This is a genomic window from Rhodoferax sp. LB1P47 (genome assembly GCF_056521445.1).
Genome location: NZ_JBWMAU010000014.1, coordinates 110,846 through 127,976 on the forward strand (window position 1 = coordinate 110,846; position 17,131 = coordinate 127,976).

Annotated in this window: 18 protein-coding genes; 10 read left to right on the top strand and 8 right to left on the bottom strand. The window is 62.3% G+C overall.

All coding sequences use genetic code 11. From position 1 onward, the window contains the following. Positions 1-32 precede the first annotated feature (32 nt). The 5 genes from AC0969_RS15545 to mnmG all read right to left on the bottom strand — a co-directional run bounded on the left by AC0969_RS15545 (position 33) and on the right by mnmG (position 4,764). On the bottom strand, positions 33-659 hold the full coding sequence (locus tag AC0969_RS15545; protein ID WP_479625060.1) for an RBBP9/YdeN family alpha/beta hydrolase: 627 nt from the start codon (positions 657-659) through the stop codon (positions 33-35). 64 nt (positions 660-723) lie between these two features. Next, a complete protein-coding gene (locus AC0969_RS15550) occupies positions 724-1,491 on the bottom strand; it encodes a ParA family protein (protein WP_479625061.1) in 768 nt (255 codons plus the stop codon). Between the two features lie 14 nt (positions 1,492-1,505). Further along, a complete protein-coding gene (locus tag AC0969_RS15555; RefSeq protein ID WP_479625062.1) occupies positions 1,506-2,120 on the bottom strand; it encodes a LysE family transporter in 615 nt (204 codons plus the stop codon). 29 nt (positions 2,121-2,149) lie between these two features. After that, positions 2,150-2,794: a 16S rRNA (guanine(527)-N(7))-methyltransferase RsmG gene (gene rsmG, locus AC0969_RS15560; protein ID WP_479625063.1), complete on the bottom strand. Its 645-nt coding sequence runs from the start codon at positions 2,792-2,794 to the stop codon at positions 2,150-2,152. Then, positions 2,791-4,764 (bottom strand): tRNA uridine-5-carboxymethylaminomethyl(34) synthesis enzyme MnmG, encoded by a 1,974-nt coding sequence (mnmG, locus tag AC0969_RS15565; RefSeq protein ID WP_479625064.1) that lies wholly within the window; start codon positions 4,762-4,764, stop codon positions 2,791-2,793. Before mnmG ends, rsmG begins: the two co-directional genes overlap by 4 nt. 154 nt (positions 4,765-4,918) lie before the next feature. On the opposite strand from mnmG, the gene AC0969_RS15570 reads away from it, so the two are divergent. The 3 genes from AC0969_RS15570 to AC0969_RS15580 all read left to right on the top strand — a co-directional run bounded on the left by AC0969_RS15570 (position 4,919) and on the right by AC0969_RS15580 (position 7,224). Beyond that, on the top strand, positions 4,919-5,137 hold the full coding sequence (locus tag AC0969_RS15570) for a DUF2164 domain-containing protein (protein WP_479625065.1): 219 nt from the start codon (positions 4,919-4,921) through the stop codon (positions 5,135-5,137). 139 nt (positions 5,138-5,276) lie between these two features. Next, positions 5,277-6,209, top strand: a complete 933-nt coding sequence (locus AC0969_RS15575) for a DUF808 domain-containing protein (protein WP_479625066.1) — start codon at positions 5,277-5,279, stop codon at positions 6,207-6,209. A 13-nt stretch (positions 6,210-6,222) separates the two neighbouring features. After that, a complete protein-coding gene (locus AC0969_RS15580; protein WP_479625067.1) occupies positions 6,223-7,224 on the top strand; it encodes a transporter in 1,002 nt (333 codons plus the stop codon). A gap of 76 nt (positions 7,225-7,300) precedes the next feature. On the opposite strand, the gene AC0969_RS15585 is transcribed toward AC0969_RS15580, so the two are convergent. Then, a complete protein-coding gene (locus tag AC0969_RS15585) occupies positions 7,301-8,350 on the bottom strand; it encodes an NAD(P)-dependent alcohol dehydrogenase (protein ID WP_479625068.1) in 1,050 nt (349 codons plus the stop codon). Between the two features lie 175 nt (positions 8,351-8,525). On the opposite strand from AC0969_RS15585, the gene AC0969_RS15590 reads away from it, so the two are divergent. Then, a complete protein-coding gene (locus tag AC0969_RS15590; protein ID WP_479625069.1) occupies positions 8,526-9,470 on the top strand; it encodes a GSU2403 family nucleotidyltransferase fold protein in 945 nt (314 codons plus the stop codon). Positions 9,471-9,574: 104 nt separating this feature from the next. Here the strand turns inward: AC0969_RS15590 and AC0969_RS15595 are convergent, their stop codons facing one another. Together AC0969_RS15595 and AC0969_RS15600 are read right to left on the bottom strand one after the other, a co-directional pair. Further along, positions 9,575-10,618, bottom strand: a complete 1,044-nt coding sequence (locus tag AC0969_RS15595; RefSeq protein ID WP_479625070.1) for a Gfo/Idh/MocA family protein — start codon at positions 10,616-10,618, stop codon at positions 9,575-9,577. Then, a complete protein-coding gene (locus AC0969_RS15600) occupies positions 10,615-11,418 on the bottom strand; it encodes a ThuA domain-containing protein (RefSeq protein WP_479625071.1) in 804 nt (267 codons plus the stop codon). The genes AC0969_RS15595 and AC0969_RS15600 overlap by 4 nt, the downstream gene beginning before the upstream one ends. A 96-nt stretch (positions 11,419-11,514) precedes the next feature. Here AC0969_RS15600 and AC0969_RS15605 point away from each other — a divergent pair, with 96 nt between their 5' ends. From AC0969_RS15605 to AC0969_RS15630, 6 genes are all read left to right on the top strand, one after another. Then, the gene (locus tag AC0969_RS15605; protein ID WP_479625072.1) at positions 11,515-12,459 is read left to right on the top strand and encodes an AraC family transcriptional regulator; all 945 of its coding nucleotides are present in this window, start codon (positions 11,515-11,517) and stop codon (positions 12,457-12,459) included. Then, positions 12,456-13,034: an NADPH-dependent FMN reductase gene (locus tag AC0969_RS15610; protein WP_479625073.1), complete on the top strand. Its 579-nt coding sequence runs from the start codon at positions 12,456-12,458 to the stop codon at positions 13,032-13,034. Before AC0969_RS15605 ends, AC0969_RS15610 begins: the two co-directional genes overlap by 4 nt. A 57-nt stretch (positions 13,035-13,091) precedes the next feature. Further along, a complete protein-coding gene (locus AC0969_RS15615; RefSeq protein ID WP_479625074.1) occupies positions 13,092-13,364 on the top strand; it encodes a YkgJ family cysteine cluster protein in 273 nt (90 codons plus the stop codon). A 350-nt stretch (positions 13,365-13,714) separates the two neighbouring features. After that, complete coding sequence (locus AC0969_RS15620; RefSeq protein ID WP_479625075.1) at positions 13,715-14,359, top strand: DsbA family oxidoreductase; 645 nt, start codon at positions 13,715-13,717, stop codon at positions 14,357-14,359. Positions 14,360-14,473: 114 nt separating this feature from the next. After that, positions 14,474-15,550, top strand: a complete 1,077-nt coding sequence (locus AC0969_RS15625; protein ID WP_479625076.1) for an ABC transporter ATP-binding protein — start codon at positions 14,474-14,476, stop codon at positions 15,548-15,550. A 32-nt stretch (positions 15,551-15,582) separates the two neighbouring features. Then, positions 15,583-16,860 carry an ABC transporter substrate-binding protein gene (locus tag AC0969_RS15630; RefSeq protein WP_479625077.1) on the top strand — a complete coding sequence of 426 codons (1,278 nt, stop codon included), beginning with the start codon at positions 15,583-15,585 and terminating at the stop codon, positions 16,858-16,860. The last annotated feature ends 271 nt before the right edge of the window (positions 16,861-17,131 follow it).

Sequence of the window (17,131 nt, forward strand, 5' to 3'; positions counted from 1 at the left end):
TTCCAGTATCTGTGTGGGTTCAACAAAAGGCGTCAGGTATCCAGACCAGGAACCCGTGGGACCGGCTTCGCCGGACCACCAGGTTCGCCCCCTGCAAGGGGGTTGGCGGAAACGCGCAGCGTGGAGCCTGGGGGTAAGCCCAAGATTCCCCTGCCCTGCGGCCAGTCGCCCAGGCCGGAGGTTGCGTTGATGTGGCCGCGCGGGCCGATGTTGTGCAGTGCCGCGCCCCAGTGCTGGGCGTACTTTTCAGCGACTGCCAGGCTGCAGTACGGGTCATCGGTAGAGGCCACCAGCGTGGCGGCAAACGGCAACCTGCCCAGCACCGGCACGGCCCAGCGGTGCAACTGGGGCGGGTAGTCTGGCTGGTCCGTATCGGGCGGTGCCACCAATAGCGCGCCCTGCACCTTGGCCGTGCTGCGCGACACCGCCGCCCACGCCGCCACCAAATGGCAACCCAGGCTGTGTGCGGCTAGCCACACGGAGCCGTCCTGCTCTTGCACCACCTCTTCCAGGCGGGTGATCCAGTCACCGCGCAGGGGCTGCAGCCAGTCGTGCTGCGTGACCCGCAGGTCGCCAAACTCGGCTTCCCACAGGGTTTGCCAGTGGCCGGGGCCGGAGTTTTGCCAGCCGGGAAGGAGCAGAATGCGGGGAGTTGTCATTGCTATTGTTTATATAGCTACTAACGCAGGTGGTATATGCGCTAGAGGCCTATTTTTTATAAATTCAGGCCTTGATACGGTCCACCATCTCTTGCGCAAACTCGATATACGCCACACTGCCCTTGGCCGACGGGTCGAACACCACGCCGGGCAGGCCGTAGCTGGGTGCTTCGGCCAGACGCACGTTGCGCGGGATCACGGTGTTGAACACCTTGTCGGCAAAGTGGGCCTTGAGCTGCTCGCTCACCTGCTGCTGCAAGGTGATGCGGGGGTCGAACATCACGCGTAGCAGGCCGATGATTTGCAGGTCTTTGTTCAGGTTGGCGTGCACTTGCTTAATGGTGTTGACCAAATCCGTCAGGCCCTCCAGCGCAAAGTATTCGCACTGCATGGGCACGATCACGCCATTGGCGGCGCACAGGCCGTTCAGCGTCAGCATCGACAAACTGGGTGGGCAGTCAATCAGCACAAAGTCGTATTCGGCTGAAACCTTGGCAATGGCGGCTTGCAGGCGCTTTTCGCGGCGCTCCATCGTCACCAGCTCAACCTCGGCGCCGCTGAGTTCGCGGCTGGAGCCGAGCACGTCGTAGCCGCACTTTTCGGCCTGCACCCGGGCCTCGGCAATGCTGCTGGATTCGAGCAGCACGTCGTATACCGTGAGTTCCAGCGTGCGCTTGTCCACGCCCGAGCCCATAGTGGCGTTGCCTTGCGGGTCCAGGTCGATCATCAGCACGCGCTGCCCCACCTTGGCCAAACCGGCGGCCAAGTTGACGGTGGTGGTGGTTTTGCCCACCCCACCCTTTTGGTTGGCTACACAGAATACTTTGGCCATGGATACTTTCGGAATTATTTAGACAGCGCCAGCTTCACGCCAAAGCCAATGAGGAATACGCCCGCCAGCTTGTTCAGCGCGCGGAACACGGCCGGATTCGCACGCATGCGTTCGGCCAGAAAATGGGTCAGCAACACGGCGATTACGCCATAGGCAAAAGTCAGCGTGGCAATCGTCAGGGCCATCACCGTAAAGGTCAGCAGACCCTGGTGGTGGGCCGGGTCCACAAACAAGGGGAAGAAGGCCATATAGAACACGATGGCCTTGGGGTTCAGCAAGGTGATGACCAAAGCCTGGCGCAAGAAGTGCGACGGCTGGATGTTGAGGATGGGTGCATCGCCCGCCTTGGCCAGCAGCATCTTGCAACCCAGGTAGGCCAAGTACCCAGCGCCCAGCCACTGCACCACCGCAAACGCCACCGGGTAGCTGGCCAACAACGCCGCCACACCGGCCACTGCCGTCCACATCAGCACCTGGTCGCCCAGGATCACGCCCAGCGTGGCGGCCAGGCCGCCCCGGATACCGCCCTTGCTGGTGGAGGTAATCAGCGCCAAATTACCCGGGCCAGGGATCATCAAAAACACGACGATGGCAGCGACGAACGCGCCGTAATTTGCAATGCCGAACATAGGATTCCCCCACCAGTGAGGGGGCGAGTTTACGCGAGGGCTTTCATCCAGATGATGCAACGCTCGGCATCCAGCCCCGGCACCACCAGTTGTTCCACGTGAAACACCTCTACCGAGGCGGGCAGCGCAGCGATTTCTGCGTCGGGGTGCTTGGCCTTCATCGCCAGCCACACGCCCTGCCCGGCCAGCGCGCCGACCGACCAGGTGGTGAAATCGGCCAGCGAGGCAAACGCCCGGGCGCTGACCACGTCAAACTTTTCGGTCAAACTTTCGACCCGGGCGTGCACACCGCGCAGGTTCGGCAGCTTCAACTCTAGCGCCGCCTGCTGCACAAACGCGGCCTTCTTGCCCACGGTGTCTACGCAGCGCACCTGCAGCTGCGGGCAGCAAATGGCGAACACCACGCCGGGCAGGCCCGCGCCAGATCCGACGTCCAGCAACTTGGCATCCTCGCGCCCAGCCAGATGGCGCAACAGCGGCGGCACGGCGGCCAGGCTGTCGAACAAATGGTGCGTCAGCGCCTCAGTGGGGTCGCGCAAGGAGGTCAGGTTGTAGACCTTGTTCCATTTCAGGATCAGATCCAGGTAGCGCAGCAGGGTTTGGTGCTGTGCGTCCGACAGGGTCAGGCCGAGTTGAGCGGTGCTGCGGGTCAGGATGTCCAATCGGTCGCTCATGCAACTACCTCCTCCACCAACGGCCGGTCTTTCCAGCCCAGCTTTTTCAAATGCACCAGCAGCAACGAAATGGCGGCCGGGGTCACGCCCGACATACGCGATGCCAAGCCGAGGGTTTCGGGCCGGTGTTTGTTCAGCGTATGGCGCACCTCGTAGCTCAAGGCGCTGACTTGCAGGTAATCCAGATCGGCGGGAATTTTCAGGTTCTCGTAGTGCGCGGCGCGGTCGATCTCGGATTTTTGGCGCTCGATGTAGCCCGAGTATTTGGCGTTGATATCCACCTGCTCCAGCACGGCGGCCACAAAGTCGGCCTCGGCTGTTTCACGTGAAACACCAGGTGCCAACGCCTCTACCGCGAACTTGCCACCGGCCAGCGACATCAACCCGTCGTAGTGCACATCCGGGCGGCGCAGCAGCTCGGCCAGGCTGTATTCGTGTTCGATGGCCTTGCCCAGCACCCGCTCGGCATCTGCCACCGACAGGTTCTTGGGGCTGATCCACAGGCCGCGCAGGCGCTCTGTCTCGACGGCCACCGCTTCGCGCTTGCGGTTGAAAGATTCCCAGCGGGCATCGTCCACCAAGCCCATATGGCGGCCCATTTCGGTCAGGCGCATGTCAGCGTTGTCTTCGCGCAGTTGCAGGCGGAATTCGGCGCGGCTGGTGAACATGCGGTAGGGCTCGGTCACGCCCTTGGTGATCAGGTCGTCTACCAGCACGCCCAGGTAGGCTTGGTCGCGGCCCGGCAGCCAAGATGCTTCGCCCCGACATTGCAGTGCGGCGTTGATACCGGCGAACAGCCCTTGGGCCGCCGCCTCCTCGTAGCCCGTGGTGCCGTTGATCTGGCCCGCAAAAAACAAGCCGCCAATGGCACGGGTCTCAAAGCTGCTTTTCAGCGCGCGGGGGTCGAAGAAGTCGTACTCGATGGCGTAACCAGGGCGCAGGATATGGGCGTTTTCCATGCCCTTCATGGAGCGCACCAGGTCGTACTGCACGTCGAACGGCAAGCTGGTAGAGATGCCGTTGGGGTACACCTCGTGGGTGGTCAGGCCTTCGGGTTCCAGAAATATCTGGTGGCTGTCTTTGTCGGCAAAGCGGTTCACCTTGTCTTCCACGCTGGGGCAGTAGCGCGGGCCCACGCCTTCGATCTTGCCGGTGAACATGGGGCTGCGGTCAAAGCCCGCGCGGATGATCTCGTGCGTGCGGGCATTGGTATGGGTGATCCAGCACGGCATTTGCGCTGGGTGCATGGCCCGGTTGCCCATGAAACTGAATACCGGAATCTGCGCCCCCATGCCGCCGGGCATGCCGTCGCCGGGTTGTTCTTGTAGTTGGCTGTAATCGATGCTGCGGCCGTCGATGCGCGGCGGTGTACCGGTTTTCAGGCGGGCCTGGGGCAGCTTGAGTTCTTTGAGCCGGGCGCTCAGCGACACGGCCGGTGGGTCGCCCGCACGGCCTGCGGCGTAGTTGTTCAGGCCCACGTGGATCTTGCCGTCCAAAAATGTGCCCGCCGTCAGCACCACGGTGCGGCTGCGGAACTGGATGCCCACTTGCGTTACCGCGCCCACCACCCGGTCGCCTTCGACCATCAAATCGTCCACCGCTTGCTGGAACAACCACAGGTTCGGCTGGTTCTCCAGCATGCGGCGGATGGCGGCTTTGTACAGCACCCGGTCGGCCTGGGCGCGGGTGGCGCGCACCGCAGGGCCTTTGCTGGAGTTGAGGATGCGGAACTGGATGCCGCCCTCGTCCGTGGCCAGCGCCATCGCTCCGCCCAGTGCGTCCACCTCTTTGACCAGATGCCCCTTGCCGATGCCGCCGATGGACGGGTTGCAGCTCATCTGGCCCAGCGTCTCGATGTTGTGCGTCAGCAGCAGGGTCTTGCAGCCCATGCGCGCAGCGGCCAGCGCGGCCTCGGTCCCGGCATGGCCGCCGCCAACCACGATCACATCAAATTCTTGGGGGTACAACATACGCGGGTTCCTCTGTCGGTTCACTGGCTCAAGCCCACGCCCAATGTCCAGATAGAACGGTAGATACAGCTTGGGGGGGTCAACCATTTTAAAGGCGAGGGGCTTGAACTACAGTGGCAGACACACATGCCCTGTTCCCTGAACGACCACTCCCATGCCCATCACCATCCGCCCCGACACCCGCCAACAGGCCATCGCCTCCATCGAGCGCTACTTCCTGACCCATATGGACGAAAAAATCGGCCCGCTGGTCTACAACCAGGCGGTGGCCGACGTGCAGGCCCAGTTGCAGGCACGGGTGATGGAGGTGGACATTGAAGTGCACGAGGACGCGTTTACCTACTGGCACAAGGCCGACAAGCAGCGCAAATAATTAACGCTACTATTTTCATAGCTGCTAGCGCAGGTGGAATATGCGCTAGAAGCTTATTTTTCGTATGGTTTTAGCCACCACCGACAATCCACCAATAGCGCCCGTACCGTGCCGGCGCACCTGCTTGGAAAACACCCCCATGGCCTCTAGCCTGCTCGCCCTCATCGACGACATTGCCTCCATCCTGGACGACGTGACCCTGCTGACCAAGGTGGCGGCCAAAAAAACCACCGGGGTGCTGGGCGACGACCTGGCGCTGAATGCACAGCAGGTCAGCGGCGTGCGTGCCGAGCGCGAGCTGCCGGTGGTGTGGGCCGTGTGCAAGGGGTCGTTCCGCAACAAGCTGATCCTGGTGCCATCGGCGCTGGCCATTAGCGCGTTTGCGCCCTGGGCGGTGACCCCGCTGCTGATGGTGGGCGGTGCGTATCTGTGCTTTGAGGGATTTGAAAAAATCGCCCACAAATACCTGCACAGCGCCGACGCCGTGGCCGCCGAGCACAGCGCGCTGATCGCTGCCGTGGCCAACCCGGCTATCGACATGGTGGCGCTGGAGCGCGAAAAAATCCAAGGCGCGGTGCGCACCGACTTTATTTTGTCGGCCGAGATCATCGCCATCACCCTGGGCACAGTGCAGGGCCAGGGCTTTAGCACCCAGCTCACGGTGCTGTCCACCATTGCGCTGGTGATGACGGTGGGCGTGTACGGGCTGGTGGCCGGGATTGTGAAGCTGGACGATGGCGGCCTGTACCTTTCCCAGCAAGCCAGCGCCTGGCAACGCGGCCTGGGCCGGGGCATTCTGGCGTTTGCGCCGTGGATGATGAAGGCGCTGTCGGTGGTGGGCACCGCCGCCATGTTTTTGGTGGGCGGCGGCATTTTGACGCACGGCTGGCCCGCCCTGCACCACGGGATTGAAGCCCTTACCGCACAGGCAGCGGCGCTACCCGGCGTGGGTGCGGTGCTGCAAGCCGTGGCCCCTACCCTGCTGGACGGCGTGGCGGGCATCGTTGCCGGAGCGCTGGTGTTGGCGGGGGTCACACTGGTGCAACGGCTGCGCTCTACAGTCCAGCGCTAACTCTGCCACCGCCATGCAAACCACCTACGGCGCCGATAAAACCGGCCTTATCTGCGGCTACCTGTTCACGGCGGGCACGGCGGGCGTACCCGTCAACCTGACCGAAGCCACGGCCTGGCTGCACAACGGCATGTCCAAGGCATCGGGCGACTTTGTCTGGCTGCACTTCAACCTGAGCGACGCGATGGCCGAGGCCTGCATCCGCAAGCACCTGGATGCCGCGCCCGAGTTCTTCGAGGCACTGCACGCGGGCTCGCGCTCTACCCGCATCGAAGACGCGCACGACACGCTGGTGGCGGTGGTCAACGACGTGGCCTATGAATTCGCCTTCGACCCCGCCGAGATCGCCAGCCTGTGGCTGAACGTAAGCCCGCACCTGGCGTTGAGCGCCCGCTCGCACCCGCTGCGCTCCATCGACCGCATGCGCGACGCGGTGAAAAACGGCAAGCCGCTGGCCTCATCCGTCGCGTTTTTGAACCAGTTGCTGATGGAGCAAGGCGACGTACTGGTGCGTATCGTGCGCGAAACCACGCTGCAAGTGGATGCGATTGAAGACAAGTTTCTGGTGGGACGGCTGCACAACCGGCGCGCCGATCTGGGCCGCCTGCGCCGCGTGCTGGTGCGGCTGCAACGCCTGCTGGCCCCGGAGCCGGGCGCTTTGTTTCGCCTGCTGCGCCTGCCGCCGCCGTGGATCAGCGAACACGACCTGGAGGCCCTGCGCCAGGCCACCGAAGAGTTTTCGCTGACCATCCGCGACATGTCGGAGCTGAAAGAACGCATCAAGCTGCTGCAAGAAGAAATCGCCGCCCAGGTGAGCGAGCAAACCAACCGCAGCGTCTTCACCTTAACGATGGTGACCGTGCTGGCCCTGCCGATCAACATCGTGGCCGGTCTGCTGGGCATGAACGTGGGCGGCATTCCGCTGGCCGACCACCCGCACGGGTTTATGGTGATTGCCGGGCTGATTGGGGTGTTTACCGCGTTTGCGGGCTGGTATTTATACCGGCAAAAATGATGCTTTTTTGATAGCTGCTAGCGCACATTTAACATGCGCTAGCAGCTGTTTTTATGCCTGAAAATTAGCGTAAAAACTATAGCGTTGCCATATCGACCACGAAGCGGTACTTCACATCGCTTTTCAGCATGCGGGCGTAGGCGGTTTCGATCTGGTCCATGCGGATGGGTTCGATGTCCGACACGATGCCGTGCTGGGCGCAGAAGTCCAGCATCTCCTGGGTTTCTTGGATACCACCGATCAGCGAACCGGCCAGGCGGCGGCGCTTGAAGATCAGGCCGAACACATTCGGCGACGGGTGCGGGCTGTCGGGTGCGCCCACCAGGGTCATGGTGCCGTCCAGCTTCAGCAAGCCGAGGAAGGCATCTAGGTTGTGTGCGGCGGCCACGGTGTTGAGGATGAAGTCAAAGCTGTTGGCATGCGCCGCCATCTCGTCGGCGTTTTTGGACACCACCACTTCCTTGGCCCCTAGGCGCAGTGCGTCGGCGCGTTTGCTCTCAGAGGTGGTGAACAGCACCACGTGTGCGCCCATAGCGGCGGCGATCTTCACGCCCATGTGGCCGAGTCCGCCCAGGCCCACGATGCCGACCTTCTGGCCGGGGCCGACCTTCCATTGGCGCAACGGCGAATAGGTGGTGATGCCCGCGCACAGCAGCGGGGCCACGGCGGCCAGATCGTCCAGCCCGTGCGAGATGCGCAGCACAAAGGATTCGCGCACCACCATGTGGTTGGAATAGCCACCAAAAGTGTTCGTGCCATTGGGGGCCACCGGGCCGTTGTAAGTGCCGGTAAAGCCCTTGTCGCAATACTGCTCCAGGCCCTCGGCGCAGGGCGCGCAGGTCTGGCAGCTATCGACCATGCAGCCCACGCCCACCAAGTCGCCTACTTTGAACTTGGACACCAGATCACCCACCTTTGTTACGCGGCCGACGATTTCATGGCCGGGCACGCTGGGGTAGATGGTGTTGTGCCACTCGTTGCGGGCGGTGTGCAGGTCGGAATGGCAAACCCCGCAGTACAAAACATCCAGCGCCACGTCCTGCGCACCGGGGGTGCGGCGCTCGAAGCTGAAGGGGGCCAGGGGGGAAGTCGGGGAGGTGGCGGCGTAGCCGTGGGCAGTGGTCATGGGGGTGGTCCTGTGGGGGGGTGAAGGCGGAATAGTAGGCCGGAATGGGGGCTGGCGTGCGGGTGGGGATAACCCATCGATCCGACTCGGTATAAAACCATCTTTTAAAACATCTAATGCCGTTGTTTTATATAGGTTTTCGGTATAAAAACAAAAAAGAACTTAACATACCGAAATGCTAGAAACCACCGCCACCATCGCACGCCAATATATCGACGCTATCGCGGTTTTTGAAGCCCTGGAAGAGGCCCAGGAAGAAGCCGCCCAGGTGCGCGGCGGCATGTACTGGCATGCAGGGCCGCCCAGCACGCCCGAGTCCAAATACCTAGTACGCACCACACCCGCAGGGGCCGAAACCAGCCTAGGTGCGCGCACCGCCGAGACCGAGGCCATCTACCAGCGCTTCACTCACAGAAAGCAACAAAGTGCAGAACGCTTATCCGGCCTGCAAGCCGCGCTGGTGCAGCAGCAACGGCTGAACCGGGCATTGCGCGTAGGCCGGGTAGACCCGCTGGTGGTAGCACTGCTGGGCCGCTTGGCCAGCACGCAACTGAACGCCCACTTTCGGGTAGTGGGAACCCATGCGCTGTATGCCTACGAGGCGGTTGCGGGGGTGCGTTTGGACGCAGATACCTTGGCCACACGCGACATGGATTTGCTGTGGGACACGCGCAAACGGATTCTTTTTTCCACCCAACTGGCCCGGGTGGACAGCTCCATGCTCGGGGTTTTACAAAAAGTAGACGCCACGTTTCGCATCCGCAAAAGTCAAAAATACACCGCCGTCAACAAAGACGGTTTCGCGGTAGACATCATCCGCCGTGAGCGGGCCGGGGACGCCCCCCACCCGATCAAACTCAGCGATGAGGACGAAGATTTTTGGGTGGTGCAGGCCCGCCGCGCCAACGTGCTGCTGGATTCCCCCAGCTTCTCCGCCGTAGTGGTGGCCAGCAACGGCAGCATGGCACGCATGCATACCGTGCACCCGGCCACGTTTGTGGCGTTCAAACGCTGGATGTCCACCCAAGCCTCCCGTGACGCCCTGAAGCGCCGCCGCGACCTGCTGCAAGCGGATACGGTGCAAACTTTGTTGACCGACTACCTGCCGCATTTGGCGTAATTCCACTTCTACATCATTCGTGCAGTAGGCGCACCGACAAAGACAGTGCTGTAGTACGGCTAGGAGGGGCAACGACCTGCACGGATGATTTGGAAATGGAATAGCTAGCCAATCCGCACCGGCTCCCCGGTGCGCGCACTTGCGTACAGCGCGTCCAGAATCTGCATCACCACCAGCCCCTCGTCGCCACCGGCTGGGTGCGGCGTACCGGTGAGGATGGCTTCGGCGTAGTCAAACATCGCGGATTTGGCCTCCAGCGTGGGCGGGCACAGGTGCATATCGACCGGCGCGCCATTGACTTCGGTGAAGACCTGCGCGTCGAAGGTGTAGCCGCCGCCCAGGTTCTTTTGCAGCAGCCCGGCCTTGGTGCCCAGCAGCCGGGTTTCCATCAGCTCGGCCTCCTGGAGGTTGGCGGCCCAGGAGGCCTCCAGGGCCAGCGTGGCGCCGTTGGCGAAGCGGATGAACCCGGCAGCCAGGTCTTCCACATCAAATGTCTTGCCGGCCTTGGCCGCCAGGTCGCTGGCGATGGGGTTGTAGGTGCTGCCCATCACCCAGGTGGGCGTGGGGTAGCCCATCAGCCACAGGGCCAGGTCCAGGCGGTGCACGCCCAGGTCGATCAGCGGGCCGCCACCGGCCAAGGCTTTGGTCCCAAACCAGCCACCAAAGCCGGGCATGCCACGCCGCCGGTGCCACACGCTGCGGCCAAAGTAGAAGTCGCCAAACAAACCCGCATCCACCTGCGCCTTCAAGGCCCGAGACGCAGCGCTGAAGCGGTACGAGAAGTTGATCATCAGCCGCTTGCCTGCATCGTGGGCGGCCTCCAGCATCTGGCGACCCTCTTGGGCGTTCATGGCCATCGGCTTTTCGCACAGCACGTGGCAGCCTGCGGCCAGCGCGGCCAGGGTTAGTTCCACGTGAAACTTATTCGGCGTGCAGACGCTGACCACGTCCAGCTTTTCTGCCGCCAGCATGGCCTCGGCAGAAGCGTAGCGGGCGGCCACCAGAAACTCATCGCCCACTGCACCCAAGCGTGCGGCATCGGGGTCGGCAATCGCCACCACTTCGACGTTCGGATGCTCTTGCCAGCCTTTGATGTGGGCACGGCCCATGCCCAGGCCGATCACGCCAACACGCAGTGGGGTGCTCATACCAGGTCCGCCTTGGTTTGGACAATGCCGACGTTGGTGAAACCGGCTTTGGGGCTGATGATTTCGAGCGGCGCGGCGTTCGGACACACGTCCACGATGTTGACGCGGGGCGCGGCCCACTGCACGGCGTTGGCGATCACGCGTTGCACGTTGTGGTCATGGTAGGTGGGGTAGGCCTCGTGGCCGGGGCGGAAGTAGAAGATGCGGCCGTGGCCACGCTCCCAGCAGCAGCCGGAGCGGAACACCTCGCCGCCCTCAAACCACGAGATAAACACCGTGCTGTCGGGCTGCGGAATATCGAAGCGCTCACCGTACATCTCCTCGTTCGGCAGCTCAAAATACTCGCCCAAGCCCGCCGCAATGGGGTGCGAGGGCTCAATCACCCACAGCCGCTCTTTCTCATGCGCCTCGCGCCATTTCAGCGAGCAATTCGTGCCCATCATGCGGCGGAAGATTTTGCTGAAATGGCCGGAGTGCAGCACGATCAGCCCCATACCTTCGAGCACGCGCTTTTGCACCCGGTCGACTACCGCGTCATCCACCAGGTTGTGCACTTTGTGGCCCCACCAAATCAGCACATCGCAGGCGGCCAAGCGGGCTTCGCTCAGGCCGTGCTCGGGGTCGTCGAGAGTCGCCACACCAATATCCAGTGGCAGCGCTCCGGGGTTCAGGCCAGGGGTGGCGGCCAGTGCGTTGGCTATTGCTGTGTGCAGGCCTTCGGGATAGATGGCACCAACGGCGGCGTTTTCGCGTTCGTGGCGAAATTCGTTCCAGACAATAACAGAAATACGGGTTTTCACTAGGAGGCTCCTGGGTGGGGGTTTTGCTGCGGTATGGCCTAGACTCTATGCCTACCACCGTCCTGCCACCAGCCCGATTGCTGCCAAAAATCCGCAATGCATAGCAAAAATCCTGGAACCGCTATATCCACCCTGTGCAGCGCCGCGCAAGCCCCGTCCGGCAGCCCAGATGCCGCCGTAATGCGCCAGCATTTGGGCGATTTCTTAAGGCGAGCCATGGGCGGCCAGCTGCGGGTACACCTGCCCAGCGGGGCCCCGGTGGAGCGCGGCGAAGGCCACTTCCACGTCGGCCCCGAGCTGTTCCTGCAAACCAGCGGCTGGACCGACTTTCGCCTGCCGCACGGCACGCTGACTCTGGGCCCCGGCGAGGCGCTGCTAATGCCGCCACAGCTGCTGCATGCAGAGCAGGTGCGCGCCGCGCCCGACCAGCCGTTTGCCAACCTGGTGGTGTACGCCGAGGCCCACGCCCTCACCTGCCATCTGGCGCATGAAATCCGCCCCGGCAAGCCCGGCATCCGCCACCTAGAGATGCGCCAGCACCCGCAAGCCCGCCACATCCACGACTGGCTGGCCGACGCGGCCCGGCTGGGCCACAGCCACCACGCAGAATGGGCAGCGCTGCAAATCCGCGCCCTGGTGGCGGCGGCCAGCGCCGGGGTGCTGCGCGCGCTGGCCGATGTGGACCCGCACAGCGCCCCCGAATCCGCCTGGGTCACCAAGCTGCGGGTGCTGGTGCAAAACCAGCTGGGCGATGCGGATTTGAGCGTGCGCGGCCTGGCCCAACAGTGCGGCTGCACGGCAGATTACCTGTCGCACCTGTTCCGCCAGCAAACCCAAGAGGCCCTGGTGGCCTACATCAACCGCATGCGCATGGCCCGTGCCGCCCGCTTGCTGGCCGAGAGCGCGCTGGCGATAAAAGAGGTGGCCTGGGCCTGCGGCTACGCCCACCCCAGCTACTTCATCCATAGCTTTCGGGCGCAGTATGGGCAGACGCCCAAAGACTACCGGCAGAGCCGGGCTGTGGTGCAATCTGCCGTATGAAAACACTTATCTTCGCGGGCAGCACACGTAAACAGTCGTACAACCGCCAGCTGGCCCTGGCCACCGCCCGCATCGCCACGGCGGCCGGGGCCGAGGTCACGCACATCGAGCTGGCCGACTTCGACATCCCGATGTACAACGCCGACCTGGAAGCCGAGGGCACTCCCACCGACGTGCTGCGGCTCAAAGAAATCATGTTCGCGCACCCGGCCTGGATCATTTGCGCGCCGGAGTACAACGGCAGCTACCCCGCCCTGCTAAAAAACACCATCGACTGGGCCTCCAGCCCCATCAAAACCGACCCAGTGTGGAAAGACGGCAGCCGCGCCTTTACCGGCAAGGTGGTGGGACTGCTGAGTGCCTCGCCGGGCGGGCTGGGGGGATTGCGCTCGCTGACGCATTTGTCACCATTGATGGCCAATCTGCAATGCTGGGTGGCACCCAAGCAGTTCGCGTTAGGCCGGGCATTCGAAGCGTTTGCCGAAGATGGCAGTTTGCAGCAAGAGGCCCATCGTGCCAGCGTGCAAGCCGTGATCGACCAGGTGCTGTGGGCAGCGCGTAAGTTTCAAGCCTAATCAGGCTCTAGCGCATATATAACCTACGCTAACAGCTATCAAATAAGTAGTAAAACTATGGAATGCAGACCCGGCTGCGGTGCCTGCTGCATCGCCCCCAGCATCAGTTCCCCCATCCCCGGCATGCCGGTGGTGAATGGCATCAGCAAACCCGCCGGGGTGCGCTGCGTGCAACTGGATGCGGCCAACCGCTGCCGGATTTTTGGCCAACCCGAGCGCCCAGCGGTGTGCGGGCAGTTGCAACCGGCTGTAGACATGTGTGGCAGCAGCGATGCACACGCCCTGCACTACCTGACCCAGCTGGAGATTGCGACCCGCCCAGGCCCCTGAGCACGTTCTTAAACCGCCCATTCCGTCAAAGGCAGGCTCTCCAACCCCTTGGAGGCCTGCCTTTTTGTATTTTTGGGGTCTTTTCGGCTTGCAATCCCCTGAGACTTGTTGTTTGACTATTCTTCTAATGGTTCTATTAATACATAGTAGTAGTAGTAAGCAACGGCCTCTTCTGTGGGTAAGTCTGTTTTGTCCTTTTTAATCAACAGCTTATCCCCTGTTGCCGGGTGTGCGTGACCTTGCTTTTTTGGTGTCACGCAAAAATGAACAACTTTTTAAAAACGTGTTTCCCTGTGGATAACTAGCCAGTTGTGCCAGCACTATCCACAGCTTTTCAAGGTAACTGAAAAATGACCCCTAAACTCAAAATTGATTTCGTCTCGGATGTGTCCTGCCCCTGGTGCGTGGTGGGTTTGAAGTCGCTGGAGCAGGCGCTGGAGCGGGTGGCCGGCAGCATCAGCACCGAGTTGCACTTTCAGCCCTTTGAGCTCAACCCACAGATGGCCCCCGAGGGCGAAGACACCACCGAGCACCTGGCGCGCAAATACGGCTCCACCCCGGCGCAAGCGGCGGCCGCCAAGGAAAACATCCGTGCCCGGGGGGCGGAACTGGGCTTTACCTTCAACCTGGGCCAGCGCAACCGCATCTACAACACCTTCGATGCGCACCGTCTGCTGCACTGGGCCGAACTGGAAGGCCACCAGCGCGCCCTGAAGCAGGCGCTGTTCGATGCCTACTTCACCCTGGGCCAAAACCCCAGCGACCACGCCTTGCTGGTGCAGGTGGCCGAACAGGTGGGACTGGACCCGGTGCGGGCCCGGGCGATTCTGGAATCCGACGAATTTGCGGCAGAGGTACGTGAACGCGAGCAGTTCTACACCGGCCAAGGTATCCAGTCGGTGCCCGCCATCATCATCAACGACCGGCATTTGATCTCGGGTGGCCAGCCGCCGGAAGTGTTTGAGCAGGCTTTGCGCCAGATAGCAGCGGGCTAGCGCACCAAGCCTGCGCGCCGGGTTGAATTGCGCACATTACCGGTGCAGTTTTGTACGCAATTTAACAATCAGATTGCGCGCAGAGCTGGCACGGCCTATGCGTAGGGCTTGGCTATGCACGCCAACACCCCAGCCCCCGCACCTTCGGCCATCGAAATCATCGCGCTGACCAAGCGCTATGGATCGGGCAAGCCGGCCGTCGACAGCATCAACCTGCGTATCGCCAGCGGTAGCTATTGCTGTTTGCTGGGGCCTTCGGGCTGCGGCAAAAGCACTACGCTGCGGATGGTGGCGGGGCATGAGTCGGTGAGCAGTGGCGACATCTTGCTGGAGAACCGCAACATCACCGACCTGCCCGCCGCCGCGCGGGGCACTGCCATGATGTTCCAGAGCTTTGCGCTGTTTCCGCACCTCAGCGCGCTGGACAACGTGGCCTTCAGCCTGAAGATGAAAGGCATGGACAAGGCCGAGCGCCATGCGAAGGCCAAAGATTTGCTGGACCGTGTGGCCATGGGCCATCTGGCCGACCGTACCCCCAGTGAATTGTCCGGCGGCCAACAGCAGCGGGTGGCACTGGCCCGTGCCCTGATCACCCAGCCCAAGGTGTTGCTGCTGGACGAGCCCTTGTCCGCCCTGGACCCGTTTTTGCGCATCCAGATGCGGGCCGAGCTGCGCCGTTGGCAAAAAGAGCTGGGCCTGACCTTCATCCACGTCACCCACTCGCAAGAAGAAGCCATGGCCCTGGCCGACACGATGGTGGTGATGAACCACGGGCGGATCGAACAGGTGGGTTCACCGCACGAGGTCTACAACCGCCCGGCTAGCGAATTTGTGGCGCGCTTCATGGGCGGGCACAACGTGCTGGACACGCCACGCGGCAAGATTGGTGTGCGCACCGACCACATGCAAATCATCCCGGCCGAAGCCTCCTTGCACGACGGCCCGCACAACCTCCGCGCCGTGGTGAGTGATGTGGAATACCAGGGCACCTACGTGTTGCTGGGACTGCAAAAACCCGGCGTCGCGCACAACGCCAGCAGTACCGCCGAGTTCTCGGTGATGGTGTCCGAAGCCCAGTTTGCCGCCCGCCCCTACCGCGTGGCCGAGGCCGTGCAGCTGGCCTGGGCGGCAGAAGCCGCCCATCCCCTCAGTTCTTCGCTCCGTTCTGTTTCTGTTCCCGTTGTTGCTTGAATTTCTCTACCCAAACCTAGGAGTTTTTGACCATGTCCGACGTACTTCCAATCAACGCTTTGGCTGCCACCATGCAGCGCCGCTCACTGCTCAAGGGCACGGCGGGCATTTTGGCCACCGGCATTTTCCCGGCAGTGCACTCGGCCGAACCCATCGTGCTGCGCTACCTGGGTACGGCGGTGAACCAGGACAAAGCGATTGCCGAAAAGTTCAAGGCCGACACCGGCATCACCATCCAGTACGTGGCCGTCACCACCGACGACGTGACCAAGCGCGCCGTCACCGCGCCCAACAGCTTTGATTTGATCGACACCGAATACTTCTCGCTGAAGAAAATCGTGCCCACCGGCAACCTTAAGGGTATCGACGTCAAGCGCATCAAAAATGCCGACAAGATCACCACCCTGTTCACCACCGGCATGGTGGGCGGCAAGGCCGTGGGCGACCAGGGCACAGCACCTAAGAAAGTGATCTACCTGGAGGGCGAAAAGTCCAAGGTGTTCAGCAAGACCCCGACCCAATTCATGTCGCTGATCCCCACCGTGTACAACGCCGACACGCTGGGCATCCGCCCCGATTTGATCAAGCGCCCCATTACCTCGTGGGCCGAGCTGCTGAACCCCGAGTTCAAGGGCAAGGCCGCGATTTTGAACATCCCCAGCATCGGCATCATGGACGCGGCGATGGTGGTCGAAGCTATGGGCATCTACAAATACCCCGACAAGGGCAACATGACCAAGAAGGAAATCGACCTGACCATCAAGACCCTGATTGAAGCCAAAAAGCAAGGCCAGTTCCGCGCGCTGTGGAAGGACTTCAACGAGTCCGTCAACCTGATGGCCTCGGGCGAAGTGGTGATCCAGTCGATGTGGAGCCCCGCCGTGACCGCCGTGCGCACCAAGGGCATCGCCTGCACCTTCCAGCCGCTGAAAGAAGGCTACCGCGCATGGGCGGCTGGCTTCGGCTTGCCCGCAACGTTAAAGGGCAAGACCCTGGACGGCGCGTATGAATTCATCAACTGGTTCCTCGACGGCTGGGCCGGTGCCTACCTGAACCGCCAGGGCTACTACAGCGCCGTGTTGGACACCGCCAAGTCCAAGATGGAAGCCTACGAGTGGGCCTACTGGATGGAAGGCAAGCCCGCTACGCAAGACATCAAGAGCCCTGGCGGCGACGTGCTGGCCAAGACCGGCGCGGTGCGCGACGGCGGCAGTTATGAGGCCCGCATGGGCGGCATCGCCTGCTGGAACGCGCTGATGGATGAGAACAACTACATGGTGAGCAAATGGAATGAGTTCGTCGCAGCCTGACCCCGGGGCTGGTTCATATGGTTGATGGCCGCTCGCCCCCACCCCAACCCTCCCCCGGAGGGGGAGGGGTCATGCGGGGGCCGGTATTCCTCCCTCCCCCTCCGGGGGAGGGCCGGGGAGGGGGCAAGGCGGTACACAGCAGATTTAAAAGAAATTGGCTCTCTTCCGTTTCGGGTGGCGCACCACGGGCTAGAAAATTGTGTTGACATCCAATCCCAAAGGAGAAACACAAATGCAAGAAGCGTTATTTTGCCAAGCACTGGGACTGTCA

Excerpts from the sequence above, each read along its gene's own strand:
- AC0969_RS15545 (WP_479625060.1), bottom strand. The coding sequence starts at position 659 with ATGACAACTCCCCGCATTCTGCTCCTTCCCGGCTGGCAAAACTCCGGC.
- AC0969_RS15550 (WP_479625061.1), bottom strand. The coding sequence starts at position 1,491 with ATGGCCAAAGTATTCTGTGTAGCCAACCAAAAGGGTGGGGTGGGCAAA.
- AC0969_RS15555 (WP_479625062.1), bottom strand. The coding sequence starts at position 2,120 with ATGTTCGGCATTGCAAATTACGGCGCGTTCGTCGCTGCCATCGTCGTG.
- rsmG (WP_479625063.1), bottom strand. The coding sequence starts at position 2,794 with ATGAGCGACCGATTGGACATCCTGACCCGCAGCACCGCTCAACTCGGC.
- mnmG (WP_479625064.1), bottom strand. The coding sequence starts at position 4,764 with ATGTTGTACCCCCAAGAATTTGATGTGATCGTGGTTGGCGGCGGCCAT.
- AC0969_RS15570 (WP_479625065.1), top strand. The coding sequence starts at position 4,919 with ATGCCCATCACCATCCGCCCCGACACCCGCCAACAGGCCATCGCCTCC.
- AC0969_RS15575 (WP_479625066.1), top strand. The coding sequence starts at position 5,277 with ATGGCCTCTAGCCTGCTCGCCCTCATCGACGACATTGCCTCCATCCTG.
- AC0969_RS15580 (WP_479625067.1), top strand. The coding sequence starts at position 6,223 with ATGCAAACCACCTACGGCGCCGATAAAACCGGCCTTATCTGCGGCTAC.
- AC0969_RS15585 (WP_479625068.1), bottom strand. The coding sequence starts at position 8,350 with ATGACCACTGCCCACGGCTACGCCGCCACCTCCCCGACTTCCCCCCTG.
- AC0969_RS15590 (WP_479625069.1), top strand. The coding sequence starts at position 8,526 with ATGCTAGAAACCACCGCCACCATCGCACGCCAATATATCGACGCTATC.
- AC0969_RS15595 (WP_479625070.1), bottom strand. The coding sequence starts at position 10,618 with ATGAGCACCCCACTGCGTGTTGGCGTGATCGGCCTGGGCATGGGCCGT.
- AC0969_RS15605 (WP_479625072.1), top strand. The coding sequence starts at position 11,515 with ATGCATAGCAAAAATCCTGGAACCGCTATATCCACCCTGTGCAGCGCC.
- AC0969_RS15610 (WP_479625073.1), top strand. The coding sequence starts at position 12,456 with ATGAAAACACTTATCTTCGCGGGCAGCACACGTAAACAGTCGTACAAC.
- AC0969_RS15615 (WP_479625074.1), top strand. The coding sequence starts at position 13,092 with ATGGAATGCAGACCCGGCTGCGGTGCCTGCTGCATCGCCCCCAGCATC.
- AC0969_RS15620 (WP_479625075.1), top strand. The coding sequence starts at position 13,715 with ATGACCCCTAAACTCAAAATTGATTTCGTCTCGGATGTGTCCTGCCCC.
- AC0969_RS15625 (WP_479625076.1), top strand. The coding sequence starts at position 14,474 with ATGCACGCCAACACCCCAGCCCCCGCACCTTCGGCCATCGAAATCATC.
- AC0969_RS15630 (WP_479625077.1), top strand. The coding sequence starts at position 15,583 with ATGTCCGACGTACTTCCAATCAACGCTTTGGCTGCCACCATGCAGCGC.